Consider the following 12,379-nt stretch of genomic DNA (forward strand, 5'->3'; position numbering starts at 1 on the left):
GCACGACGTCAGGACGACCATGAGCCGCACCACCGACCAGCCCGCCCTGGCCCGGCGCCTCGGCACCCTCGACGCCACCGTGCTCGGCGTCGGCTCCATGGTCGGGGCGGGGGTGTTCGTGGCCTTCGCCCCGGCCGCCGCCCACGCCGGGCCGTGGCTGCCCGCGGCCCTGCTGCTCGCGGCGGTGGTCGCGTGGTGCAACGCGACGTCCACCGCGCAGCTGGCCGCCGTCCACCCCGCCTCGGGCGGCACCTACCTCTATGCGAACCGGCAGCTCGGGCCGTGGCCGGGGTTCGTGGCCGGATGGGGCTTCGTGACCGGCAAGACCGCCTCTGCGGCCGCCATGTCGCTCACCTTCGGGCTCTACGCCGCCGAGCTGCTCGGGGCCGGCGACGCCGGGGCCCGGCTGCTCGCCGTCGCCGCCGTCCTCGGCCTGACGGCGGTGAACCTCGGCGGGGTGAGCCGCACCGCCCGGCTGACGCGTCTGCTGGTGGTCCCCGTGCTGGCCGTGCTGCTGGCCGTGACGGTGCTGCTGTTCACCACCCCGGGCCCGGCGGCCGGGGCGGGGCCCGGGTGGGACGGGAGCGGGTGGGGGGTGCTGCCCGCGGCGGGGATCCTCTTCTTCGCCTTCGCCGGCTACGCCCGCGTGGCCACCCTGGGCGAGGAGGTCCGGGACCCGGCGCGGACCATCCCGCGGGCGGTGCTCGGGGCCCTGGCGTTCACCCTGCTGCTCTACGGGGGCCTGGGCCTGGGCCTGCTCCGCTTCCTCGGGGCGGACCGGCTGGCGTCGGCGGCCGCGCCGCTGCTCACGGTGGTCGAGGTCGCGGGGTGGTCCGCCGGGGCCACGGCCGCCGGGGCCGTCGTCGTCACGGCGGCCGCGGCCCTGGCCACGCTCGGGGCGCTGCTGGCCCTGGTCGCCGGGATCTCCCGCACCGCGCTGGCCATGGCGCGGCAGCGGGACCTGCCCGGCCCACTGGGCGCGGTCTCGGACCGGCACCGGGTGCCGTGGGCCGCGGAGGTCGCCGTGGCCGGGGTCGTGGTGGTCCTGGTGCTGGTCGGGGACGTGCGCACCGTGATCGGCTTCTCCAGCTTCGGGGTGCTCGTCTACTACGCGCTGGCCAACCTCTCGGCGCTCACCCTGCGCGAGCGCCCCGGCTGGGCGCCCCGGGCGGTCAACGCCCTGGGCCTGGCCGGCTGCCTGCTGCTGGCCCTCACCCTGCCCGCGGCCTCGGTGCTGACCATGCTCGGCGTCTTCGCCGCGGGCCTGGCCGGGCGGGCCGCAGTCCTCTCCCGGCGCCGCTGAGCCCAGGCACCGCCGACACGCCGAGTCCCCAGTCCCGTGGCAGTTCCCCAGGCCCGATGCTGGGGAGACGCCACGGGACTGGGGACTCGGGGCGCCGGGCGCCCCCGCGGGGGGCCCGGGTCAGGCCTCCACGGCCCGCACGACCGGGCGCAGGTCCTCGGCCGGCGGGGTCCAGGCGGCCGGGTCGGCGGGGACCTGCTCGCCGGAGCGGATGTCCTTGACCTCGTGGGCGAGGGTCCCGTCCTCCCCGCGGACCGTGAACCACACGTAGGGGATGCCGCGGCGCTCGGCGTAGCGGATCTGCTTGCCGAACTTCGCGGCGCTGGCCGAGACCTCGCACGCGATGCCACGGGCGCGCAGCTGCGCGGCCACGTCCTGGGCCTGCGACCAGGAATCCTCGTCCACGAGAGAGACCAGCACCGCGGTGGGGACCGTGCGGGAGGCCCCGGCCATGCCCTGGGAGAGGATGCGGGAGACGAGCCGGGTGACGCCCACGGACAGGCCCACGCCGGGGTAGGTCTTCTTGCCGGTGGAGGCGAGGGACTCGTAGCGGCCGCCGGAGCACACGGAGCCCAGCTGCTCGTGGCCCACGAGCACGGTCTCGTAGACGGTGCCGGTGTAGTAGTCGAGGCCGCGGGCGATCGAAAGATCGGCCACCACCGTGCCGGGGGCGCGCCGGGAGGCCTCGCCCACGACCTCGGCGAGCTCCTGCAGCCCCTCCTCGAGCAACCGGGTGTTCACCCCGAGGGCGCGGACCTGCTCCACGAAGGAGGTGTCCTCGGTGCGGATGGACGCCAGCTGCAGCGCGGCCTGCGCCTGCTCGGGGGTGGCGCCGACCTCGTCGCACAGGGCCTGGACGACCCGCTCGGGGCCGATCTTCTCGAGCTTGTCGATGTTGCGCAGCACCCCGGCGGTGTCCTGCAGCCCGATGCCCTGGTAGAACCCCTCGGCCAGCTTGCGGTTGTTGACGCGCAGCACGAACGGCGGGATGGGCAGCTTCGACAGGGCATCGATCATCACGAGCGCGAGCTCCACGTCGTAGCGGAACGGCAGCGTGCCGTCGCCCACCACGTCGATGTCCGCCTGGGTGAACTCGCGGGCCCGGCCCTCCTGGGGTCGTTCGCCGCGCCAGACCTTCTGCATCTGGTAGCGGCGGAACGGGAAGGCGAGGTGCCCGCCGTTCTCCACCACGTACCGGGCGAAGGGCACGGTGAGGTCGAAGTGCAGCGCCAGCTGGTCGTCGCCGCGCTCGGCGGGGGCGGTGTCCTCGTCCTCCTGCAGGCGGGAGACGACGTAGACCTCCTTGTCGATCTCACCCTTGCGCAGCAGCTGCCCGACCGTCTCGACGGCGCGGGTCTCGATCGAGGAAAAGCCGTGCAGCTCGAAGCTCTCCCGCAGGACGTCGAGGACGTGCAGCTCGACCAGACGCTCCTCCGGAAGCCATTCGGGGAAACCGGACAGGGAGGTCTTGCGGGCCATGGGGACGTGCTCCTCGGGTGGGACGGCGGTGGGCGGGGGACCGGGCGGGCCGGACGGTTCCGCCCTCATCCTAGAGAGCCGTGCCCGCCCCGCCCAAAGCCCGGCCCAGGCCGCGCCGGGTCCCGGTCCCGGGGTACCGGTCCTGGGGGCCCGCTCCGGCCGGGCGCGGAGGGCCGACGGCGGGAGGGTGCCGTCTCGGTAGTATGGGGCAGACGATTGTCCGAAGCCGGACCGGCGCCGGGCTCGAACCCGGTGCCGATCCGGCGAGAGCGAAAGAGTTGTAGCGGTGACAGAACGTCTCGAATCCGACGACCGGCCCACCCCCCGTCCCGCCCCCGGCCCGGGAGCCGCGCCGAAGCCCGGCGCCCCGAAACCCGGTGCGCCCCGGCCCGGGGCCCCGGCGCCTGCCGCCCCCGGCGCAGCCGCGGTCCAGCCGGCCGCGGTCCAGCCGGCCGCGGCCCAGCCGGCGGCGGCCCCCGCCCTGGCCTCGCCGGAGTCCGTGGCCCGGGCCCGGGCCTTCGGCCGGGTCACCGAGGACGGGCACGTCTACGTCGTCGTGGACGGCGAGGAGGTGCTGTGCGGGCAGTTCCCGGACGCCTCGGAGGACGAGGCGCTGGGCTACTTCGCCCGCAAGTACGACGACGTCGAGGCGCAGGTCGCCCTGCTCGAGCAGCGGGTGGCCGCCGGCGCCCCGTCGGCGGACATGCAGAGCACCGTCGACCACCTCGCCGAGCAGGTGGGCCAGCGCAACATGCTCGGGGACATCCGGGGCCTCGAGTCCCGACTGGAGGCCCTGCGCCCGGCGATCCGCGGGCTCGAGGCGACCGAGCGGGCCGCGCACGAGGCCCAGCGGGCCCAGAACGTCGCGGCGCGCGAGGCGATCGTCGCGGAAGCGGAGCAGATCGCCGCGCAGGACCCTCAGCGCACCCAGTGGAAGCAGTCCTCCGCCCGGATGGCCGAGCTGTTCGACCAGTGGAAGGCCCACCAGAAGTCCGGGATCCGCCTGGGCCGGGCCGCGGAGGACGCGCTGTGGAAGCGGTTCCGCACCGCCCGCACCACGTTCGACCGCCACCGCCGCGCCTTCTTCTCCCAGCTGGACGCCGACAACGCCGAGGCCAAGAAGGCCAAGGAGGCCCTCATCGCCGAGGCCGAGGCCCTCTCCGGCTCCACCGACTGGGGGGCCACGGCCGCGGAGTACCGCCTGCTCATGGACCGGTGGAAGGAGTCCAAGCGCGCGTCCAAGAAGGACGACGACGCCCTGTGGGCCCGGTTCCGCGCCGCGCAGGACAAGTTCTTCGAGGCGCGCCAGGCCGACAACGACCGGATCGACCAGGAGTTCGAGGGCAACCTCGTGGTGAAGGAGCAGCTGCTCGCCGAGGCCAAGACCCTGCTGCCCGTCACGGACCCCAAGGCCGCCCGGCGGGCCCTCGGTGACATCCTGGACCGGTGGGAGCAGGCCGGGAAGGTCCCCCGCGCCCACCTGCGCCGGGTGGAGGCCGAGTTGCGCGCCGTCGAGGACGCCGTGCGCCAGGCCGAGGACGAGAAGTGGCAGCGCTCCAACCCGGAGACGAAGGCCCGCTCCAACTCGATGCTCAGCCAGCTCGAGTCGAAGATCGAGGACCAGGAGGCCGCCCTGGCCAAGGCGCAGGCCGCCGGGGACACCCGGCGCGCGGCCAAGCTGGAGGGCGAGCTCGCCACCAGCCGGCAGTGGCTGGAGACGCTGCGCCGCTCCGCCGCCGACCTGCGCTGAGCGCGGCGGGCCCCGGGAGGGCCCCGGGCACGTGCTGTCCACAGCACGGGCCCGGGGCCTTTCCCGTGCCCGGCTCGTCGGGGAGGCTGGGCCCATGCACGATCCGCCCTGGCACCCCGAGGCCCTGCTGCTGCCCGACCGGCCCTTTCCCCGGTCCGAGCTCTCCGCCCTCGTGACGGACGGGGTGCTCGTGCCCGTGGTGCTGGAGGCCCACGTCCTGCGCGGGCGCCCGGTGACGCGGGCGGTGAAGGTCGCGGCGCTGGAGGCGCAGCTGCCCCCGCACCTGCTGCGGCGCGGGGTGCTCGGGCGGCTCTCCGCCGCGTGGTTCTACGACTGCGCCGCGCGCCCCACCGTGCTCCCGGTGCTGCTGGACAAGCTGCGGCGCACCACGATGTCCCCGGTGCCCGAGGGCCTGGCGCTGCACCAGGTCACCCTGGGCGGCTACGACGTGCACGACGCCGGGCCGGTGCAGGTCACCACGCCGCTGCGCACCGCCGTGGACCTCGCCCTGCACGTCCCGCACCGGGAGGGGCAGGCCGCCCTGGAGCAGCTCATGCACGCCCCGCACCTGCACTGCCCGCCCCCGTTGGTGCTGGCCGCGCTCGAGAGCTTCGAGCGGATGCCCGGGCGGCAGGCGGCGCTGCTGCGGGTGCGCCGCGCCGCGCGGGCGATCGACCGGCCGGTGCGCTGAGCACCCCGGCGGGCGGCCCGCCGGGGCGGGACCCGGGCGCGGGGTTCAGCGGGAGGACGGCTCCGGGATGGGGCGGTTGCCGGAGGTGCGGTAGACGTCGTAGACGCCGTCGATGCGGCGGACCTGGTTGAGCACGTGGTTCAGGTAGCGCGGGTCGCCCATCTCGAAGGCGAACCGGGAGATGGCCAGCCGGGACTTCGAGGTGTGCACCGAGGCGGCGAGGATGTTGACGTGGTTCTCCGACAGCACCCGGGTCACGTCCGAGAGCAGGGACTTCCGGTCGAGGGCCTCCACCTGGATCTCCACGAGGAACACGCTGGACTGGGTCGGGGCCCACTGGACCTCGACGACCCGCTCGGTGGAGGTCAGCGCCAGCATGTTGGCGCAGTCCTTGCGGTGCACCGAGATGCCGGTGCCGCGGGTCACGAAGCCCATGATGTCGTCCGGCGGCACGGGGGTGCAGCAGCGGGCGAGCTTGACGTAGACGTCCGAGGCGCCCTGGACGAGGACCCCGGAGTCGGACACCCGCGGGCGCACCGGCTGGGTCGCGATGGTGGTCTCCGCGAAGTCCTCCTCCGCCCCGTCGGCCCCGCCGAGGTTGCCGACGATCTTCTCGACGACGTCCTGGGCGCTGACCACGTCCGAGCCGACCGCCTCGTAGAGGGAGCTGATGTCGGTGCGGTGGAAGTCCTGGGCCACCGCCAGCAGGGACTCCTGGGTCAGGGTGCGCTGCAGCGGCAGGTGGTGCTTGCGCAGGGCCCGGGTGAGCGCGTCCTTGCCCTTCTCGATGGCCTCCTCGCGGCGCTCCTTGGAGAACCACTGCCGGATCTTGTTGCGCGCCCGCGGGGACTTCACGAACTTCAGCCAGTCCTGGGAGGGCCCGGCGTGCTCGGACTTGGAGGTGAGCACCTCCACCCAGTCCCCGTGCTGGAGCTCGGAGGACAGCGGCACGAGCTTGCCGTTGACCCGCGCGCCGATCGTCTTGTGCCCCACCTCCGTGTGCACGGCGTAGGCGAAGTCCACGGGCGTGGAGCCGGCGGGCAGGGCCATGACCTCGCCCTTGGGGGTGAAGACGTACACCTCGGAGGTGTTGATCTGGTAGCGCAGGGAGTCGAGGAACTCGGAGGAGTCCTGGGTCTCCTCCTGCCAGGACACCAGGGAGCTCAGCCACGCGAGGTCCCCCTCCTGCGCCTTGGGCGTGGCGGAGTTCGCCTGGTTGGCCTGGTCCTTGTACTTCCAGTGGGCGGCCACGCCGTACTCCGCGCGCCGGTGCATCTCGTGGGTGCGGATCTGGATCTCCACCGGCCGCCCGTCCGGGCCGATCACCGTGGTGTGCAGGGACTGGTACATGTTGAACTTCGGCATGGCGATGTAGTCCTTGAACCGCCCCGGCAGCGGGCGCCACCGCGCGTGCAGGGCGCCCAGCGCCGCGTAGCACTCCCGCACCGTGTTCACGAGCACCCGGACCGCCTGCAGGTCCTGGATCTCGTCGAAGTCCTTCCCGCGCACGATCATCTTCTGGTAGATCGAGTAGTAGTGCTTGGGCCGGCCCGTGATGGTGGCCTCGATCCCGGCCTCGGAGAGGTCCAGGGCGATCCGCTCCCGGATCTTGGCCAGGGAGCGCTCGCGCTGCGGCTGGCGCTCCCCCACCATCCGCACGATCTCCTCGTAGACCTTGGGGTAGAGCGCCGCGAAGGCCAGGTCCTCGAGCTCCCACTTGATGGTGTTCATGCCGAGCCGGTGGGCCAGCGGGGCGAAGATCTCCAGGGTCTCGCGCGCCTTCTTCGAGGATGAGGTCTGGGAGACGAAGCGCCACGTGCGGGCGTTGTGCAGCCGGTCGGCGAGCTTGATGACGAGCACGCGGATGTCCTTGGCCATCGCCACGATCATCTTGCGCACCGTCTCGGCCTGCGCAGCGTCCCCGTACTGGACCTTGTCCAGCTTCGTCACGCCGTCGACGAGCGCGGCGACCTCGTCGCCGAACTCCGCGCGCAGCTGCTCGAGCGTGTAGTCGGTGTCCTCGACGGTGTCGTGCAGCAGCGCGGCCACCAGGGTGGCCCCCGTCATGCCGAGCTCGGCGAGGATCGTGGTCACGGCCACGGGGTGGGTGATGTAGGGGTCGCCGCTCTTGCGCTTCTGGCCCTCGTGGCACTTCTCCGCCACCTTGAACGCGCGGGCGAGGACCTCGACGTCCTCCTCCGGGTGGGTGGTGCGCACGGTGTGCAGCAGCGGCTCCAGGATCGGCGAGTGCTCCATCGGCCGCCCGGAGAGGTAGGACAGGCTCGAGCGGGTGCGGTCGCTGCGGCCCGGGAACACGGCGCGGCCCAGCAGCGGCCGGGAGGCGGGCACCACGTAGTGCGTGCCGGCCATGTCGGACCGGCGCGGTGGGGTCGGGGCGGTGCCCTGGCCGGCGGGGACGGCCCCGTCGTCGGACGAGCTCATGGCCGAAGCTCCCTTTCCAATCGTGCACGCGGGGCGGCGGCCGTGCGGCCGCCGCCCCGGTCGTCGAGCTGACGTGTGCTGCTGTGCGGCGGGGCGCACCTGCGCGACCCGCCCTGCGGTGGACCCAGTCTAGTGCGCCACGGCCTCCTCGGCGGCACGCTCCGCCGGGAGGCCCGCCCGGGCCTCCTGCTCGCGCACGTCCCGGTCCCGGGACCGCAGCAGGGCGTACAGCGGCGAGGCCACGAACAGGGTCGCCACGGTGCCCACGATGATCCCCACGAACAGCGACAGGGACAGGTCCTTGAGGGTGCCCGCGCCGAGCACCAGCCAGCCGATGAACAGGATCGAGCCGACGGGCAGGATGCCCACCACGGACGTGTTGATCGAGCGCACCAGGGTCTGGTTGACGGCGAGGTTCACCTGGTCGGAGAACCGCCGTTCCGCGCGCTCGGGCGGGGCCGTGCCGTCGAGCAGTCCCTCGGTGTTCTCCCGGACCTTGTCGAAGACCACCACGGAGTCGTACAGGGAGTAGCTGAGCACCGTGAGGAAGCCGATCACCGCGGAGGGGGTGACCTCGAAGCCCACGAGGGAGTAGACCCCGGCGGTGATCGCGACGCTCGCGATCATCCCGGCGACCGCCGAGACGGACATCTTCCACGTGCGGAAGTACAGGGCCATCAGCACGGTCGCCAGCACCACGAAGGCGACGAGGCCCTGCAGCGCCTGCCGGGTCACGCCGGCGCCCCAGGTGGGCCCGACGAAGGTGGAGGTCACCTCGTCCTCGCTCACCCCGTAGGCCTCGACCAGGGCGTCCTTGACCGCGAGGGTCTCGTCGTCGTCGAGCTGCTCGGTCTGCACGCGGATCGTCTCGGGGGCGATGTTGGTGACCTCGACCTCCGCGGCGTCCGAGGACGCGGCGACCGCCTCCCGGCCCGTCGCCACGTCCGGGTCGGAGACGGCCGAGACGGTGAACTCGGAGCCGCCGGTGAAGTCGATGCCGAGGTTGAACCCGCCCTTGACCACGGGCACCAGCAGCGAGAGGACCACCAGCGCGGCGGCGACCGCGAGCCACAGCTTCGCCCGGCCCACGAAGGGGTAGGAGGTGCGCCCGCTGTGCAGGGCGTTGCCGAAATCAGCGAAGCGGGACATCAGGCGTTCTCCTCGGTGGTGCGGGCGGACGACGACGCGCCGACCGGGGCGTCCTGCGGTGCGGGCCGGTCCGGCGGGGCGCCCTGCGCGGCGCGGCGGCGCCGTTCGGCGATGGTCAGCCCGTCGTGCTCGGGGGCGGGCTCGCGCAGCCGCCCGGCGCCGCGGTACAGGGGCACCGCGTCGAGGGCCTCGGGGTTGAGCCCGGAGTGCTTGCCGCCGCCGCCGAAGTACCGGGTGCGGGCGAGCAGCACCATCACCGGGTGCGTGAACAGGAAGACGACTAACAGGTCGGCGATCGCGGTCAGCCCGAGGGTGAAGGCGAAGCCGCGGACGTTGCCCACGGCCACGAAGTACAGCACGCCGGCGGCCAGCAGGTTCACGGCCTTCGACGCGAGCACGGTCTGGCGGGCGCGGCGCCAGCCGTGGTCGACCGCCGCGGGGATGGAGCGGCCGCTGCGGATCTCGTCGCGGATGCGCTCGAAGTAGACGATGAACGAGTCGGCGGTCTGGCCGATCGCCACGATCAGGCCCGCGACGCCGGCGAGGGAGAGCCGGTAGTTCGCGGACCAGCCGAGCAGGCTGATGGCCAGCCACGTGAGCACGCCCGCGACCACGAGGGAGCTGATCGTCACGAGCCCCAGCAGCCGGTACTGGAAGAGCGAGTACACGCACACGAGCACCAGGCCGATGATCCCGGCGACGATGCCCATCCGCAGCTGGTCGGCGCCGAGGGTCGCGGAGATCTGCTGCTCGGACTGGATCTCGAAGCTCATCGGCAGCGCGCCGTACTTGAGCTGCTCGGCGAGGAAGCGGGCCTGCTCCTCGGTGTAGTCGCCCGTGATCTGGGCCTTGCCGTCGGAGATCACGGCGTTCATCTGCGGTGCGATGACCACCTGGCCGTCGAGCAGGATCGCGAACTGGTGGCGGGGGTCGCCGGGGGTGGCGCTGCCGATGCCGTAGAGCCGCTCGGAGAGCTGCTGGAAGGTGCCCGTGGCCTCGCGGCCGAACTGCAGGTTCACGGCGAACCGGTTCAGGGACACGCCTTGCGAGTTCTGCTCGGTCCCGTAGGAGGCGTCCTCGATGTCGGTGCCCTGGATCTCGACGGGACCCAGGAGGTACTTGGTGCCGGCCTCGGGCTCGCAGGCGACGATCGGCGCGTCGGCGTCCTGGGCCTCCCGCTCCTCGGGGGACTGGGGGGCGGTGCAGTCTGTCTCCTCGAACTCCCGGTACAGCTCCGGGGTGATCCAGTTGGGATCGGAGGCGTCGGTGGGTTCGGCCGTGGGCTCGGGCAGCTCGTCGTCGGGCACGCGCTGGTCCTCGGGCACGGGCTCGGCCGCGGCGGTGGTGAGCACGGGCCGGAAGTTCATCTGCGCCGAGGTCTGGATGAGCTCACGGGTCTCGGGCGAGGGCACCCCGGGCATGGAGACCACGATGTTGCTGCCGGACTGGGTGGCGATCTCCGCCTCGGCGACGCCGGAGCCGTCCACGCGCTGGCGGATGATCTCCACGGCCTGGTCCAGCTGCTCGGCGGTGATCTCCTGGCCGGTGTCCTCGCCCTGCAGGGACGGGGAGAGGATCATCTGGGTGCCGCCCTCGAGGTCGAGGGCGAGCTTGGGCCCCCACCCGGTGCGGTCGGTGCCGACGCCCCAGGCGAGCAGCCCGCCGAGCGCCGCGAGCAGCACGAGCAGCCCCACCAGGGAGCGGCGCGCGGTGGAGAGGGCGGCCCGCACGCCGGAGCGCGCCGGTGCGGTGCTCCCCCCGCCCCGCCCGGGGGCGGGGCGGGGTTCACCGGAGGTCTTGCGTGTGGTCAGTGCCATCGTCTTCCTTACGCACCACGGCCCGGTCGTCCCGGGCCTGCTCATGGCAACGGGCCGACCAGCGGTCGGCCCGTTCCCGAAGGGGGGATCAGTCGTTGCGCGGTCCGTGCTCGCGCCGGGGGTCGTCGTCCCGCGGGTCGACCGGCGTGGACCCGGAGCCGGGGGCGTCGGTGTCGAGCGGGTCCGGCTCGGTGTCCGCCGCGGGGGCGGCGGGGACCTCGTCCTCGACGACCGTGGTGACGGTCTGCAGGTGCACGGTCACGGCGGTGCCCGGGGCGATCTCCAGGAGGACCTTGTTCGCGTCCCGGTCGATGGAGCGGACCGTGCCGTAGAGGCCGTAGTTCGTCATGACCTCGGTGCCCGGGCCCATGGCCGACTGCTTCTCCTTGACCTGGGCCAGGGCCTTCTTCTGCCGGCGCATGGGCAGCCAGACCAGCAGCACCAGGGCCACGAGCATCAGCGGCAGCAGGAAGGGAGTACCGCCTCCGGTGGGCTGCGCGGCCTGGGCGGAGAGGGACTGGGCGAGGAGGAGCGGGCTCACGGACTTCCGTTCGATCGGTGGCGGGTGTCCGTCCCATGGTAGGGGATCGAACCCGGTGCACCCTGGAAACCCACCGGATGACCCGCGCGGTCCTCGCCGCTCAGTCCTCGAACAGGGACGGGGATCCCTCGTCGCCGGCCGGGTCCGCCCCCGTCCCGCCGAGGGCCGCGCGCAGCCCCGGGTCCCGGAACGCTGCGTGCTCCGGGAGCGCCAGGCCCAGGTGCTCCCAGGCCGCCGCCATGGCGATCCGCCCCCGCGGGGTCCGGCCGAGCAGGCCCTCCCGGACGAGGTAGGGCTCGGCCACGGTCTCGACGGTCTCGGTCTCCTCCCCCACCGCGATCGCCAGCGTGGACAGCCCGACCGGCCCGCCGCCGAACTTCTTCACGAGCGCCTCGAGCACCGACCGGTCCAGGCGGTCGAGGCCGCGGGCGTCCACCTCGTACATGTCCAGGGCGGCGGCGGCGGTGCGGGCGTCGATCCGGTCCACGCCGTGCACGAGCGCCCAGTCCCGCACCCGGCGCAGCAGCCGGTTGGCGATGCGGGGGGTGCCCCGGGAGCGGGAGGCGACCTCGGCGAAGCCCTCGGCCGTCATCGCCAGGTCCATGAGCCCGGCGGAGCGGCGCAGCACGAGCTCGAGCTCCTCCACGGAGTAGAACTCGAGGTGACCGGTGAAGCCGAAGCGGTCGCGCAGCGGGCCGGGCAGGAGACCGGCCCGGGTGGTGGCGCCCACCAGGGTGAAGGGCGGGAGGTCCAGCGGGATGGACGTGGCGCCGGCGCCCTTGCCGACCACGATGTCCACCCGGAAGTCCTCCATGGCCATGTAGAGCATCTCCTCGGCCGGCCGGGACATGCGGTGGATCTCGTCCAGGAACAGCACCTCCCCCTCGGTGAGGGAGGACAGGATCGCCGCGAGGTCGCCGGCGTGCTGGATGGCCGGGCCGGAGGAGATCCGCAGGGGCGCGCCCATCTCCTCCGCGATGATCATCGCGAGGGTCGTCTTGCCCAGCCCGGGCGGGCCGGAGAGCAGGACGTGGTCGGCGGAGCGCCCGCGCAGCCGCGAGGCCTCCAGCACCAGGGACAGCTGCCCGCGCACCCGCTTCTGCCCGACGAACTCGTCCAGGTTGGCCGGCCGCAGGGCGGACTCGAGGTGCTTCTCGTCGGGCTCGTCAGCCGGGGAGACCAGCCGGTCGCGGGCGTTCACGGCCGC

9 protein-coding genes are annotated in these 12,379 nt (G+C 73.5%); 3 read left to right on the forward strand and 6 right to left on the reverse strand.

Features of this window, described 5'->3' with window-relative positions; translation table 11 throughout:
* Window positions 1-19 precede the first annotated feature (19 nt).
* Window positions 20-1,303 carry an APC family permease gene (locus RE027_RS11395; RefSeq protein ID WP_368808386.1) on the forward strand — a complete coding sequence of 428 codons (1,284 nt, stop codon included), beginning with the start codon at window positions 20-22 and terminating at the stop codon, window positions 1,301-1,303.
* Window positions 1,304-1,423: 120 nt separating this feature from the next.
* Here RE027_RS11395 and hisS read toward each other — a convergent pair whose 3' ends face one another.
* Window positions 1,424-2,782 (reverse strand): histidine--tRNA ligase, encoded by a 1,359-nt coding sequence (gene hisS, locus RE027_RS11400; RefSeq protein ID WP_368808387.1) that lies wholly within the window; start codon window positions 2,780-2,782, stop codon window positions 1,424-1,426.
* Window positions 2,783-3,068: 286 nt separating this feature from the next.
* On the opposite strand from hisS, the gene RE027_RS11405 reads away from it, so the two are divergent.
* Complete coding sequence (locus RE027_RS11405) at window positions 3,069-4,532, forward strand: DUF349 domain-containing protein (protein ID WP_368808388.1); 1,464 nt, start codon at window positions 3,069-3,071, stop codon at window positions 4,530-4,532.
* 94 nt (window positions 4,533-4,626) lie between these two features.
* A complete protein-coding gene (locus tag RE027_RS11410; RefSeq protein WP_368808389.1) occupies window positions 4,627-5,223 on the forward strand; it encodes a type IV toxin-antitoxin system AbiEi family antitoxin in 597 nt (198 codons plus the stop codon).
* Window positions 5,224-5,268: 45 nt separating this feature from the next.
* Here RE027_RS11410 and RE027_RS11415 read toward each other — a convergent pair whose 3' ends face one another.
* From RE027_RS11415 to ruvB, 5 genes are all read right to left on the reverse strand, one after another.
* Complete coding sequence (locus tag RE027_RS11415; RefSeq protein ID WP_368808415.1) at window positions 5,269-7,593, reverse strand: RelA/SpoT family protein; 2,325 nt, start codon at window positions 7,591-7,593, stop codon at window positions 5,269-5,271.
* Between the two features lie 201 nt (window positions 7,594-7,794).
* Window positions 7,795-8,814 (reverse strand): protein translocase subunit SecF, encoded by a 1,020-nt coding sequence (gene secF / locus RE027_RS11420; protein WP_368808390.1) that lies wholly within the window; start codon window positions 8,812-8,814, stop codon window positions 7,795-7,797.
* A complete protein-coding gene (secD, locus tag RE027_RS11425; RefSeq protein ID WP_368808391.1) occupies window positions 8,814-10,631 on the reverse strand; it encodes a protein translocase subunit SecD in 1,818 nt (605 codons plus the stop codon). The genes secF and secD overlap by 1 nt, the downstream gene beginning before the upstream one ends.
* An 88-nt stretch (window positions 10,632-10,719) precedes the next feature.
* The gene (locus RE027_RS11430; protein ID WP_368808392.1) at window positions 10,720-11,172 is read right to left on the reverse strand and encodes a preprotein translocase subunit YajC; all 453 of its coding nucleotides are present in this window, start codon (window positions 11,170-11,172) and stop codon (window positions 10,720-10,722) included.
* A 100-nt stretch (window positions 11,173-11,272) separates the two neighbouring features.
* Entirely contained in the window at window positions 11,273-12,355 is a 1,083-nt protein-coding gene (gene ruvB / locus RE027_RS11435; protein ID WP_368808416.1) for a Holliday junction branch migration DNA helicase RuvB, read from the reverse strand.
* Window positions 12,356-12,379 lie beyond the last annotated feature (24 nt).

It is taken from the genome of Kocuria sabuli, assembly GCF_040981185.1.
Classification (GTDB): domain Bacteria; phylum Actinomycetota; class Actinomycetes; order Actinomycetales; family Micrococcaceae; genus Kocuria; species Kocuria sabuli.

Bases quoted from the DNA above. Each gene is read 5' to 3' on its own strand.
- secD (WP_368808391.1), bottom strand. From the start codon at position 10,631: ATGGCACTGACCACACGCAAGACCTCCGGTGAACCCCGCCCCGCCCCC.
- RE027_RS11415 (WP_368808415.1), bottom strand. From the start codon at position 7,593: ATGGCCGGCACGCACTACGTGGTGCCCGCCTCCCGGCCGCTGCTGGGC.
- hisS (WP_368808387.1), bottom strand. From the start codon at position 2,782: ATGGCCCGCAAGACCTCCCTGTCCGGTTTCCCCGAATGGCTTCCGGAG.
- secF (WP_368808390.1), bottom strand. From the start codon at position 8,814: ATGTCCCGCTTCGCTGATTTCGGCAACGCCCTGCACAGCGGGCGCACC.
- RE027_RS11410 (WP_368808389.1), top strand. From the start codon at position 4,627: ATGCACGATCCGCCCTGGCACCCCGAGGCCCTGCTGCTGCCCGACCGG.
- RE027_RS11395 (WP_368808386.1), top strand. From the start codon at position 20: ATGAGCCGCACCACCGACCAGCCCGCCCTGGCCCGGCGCCTCGGCACC.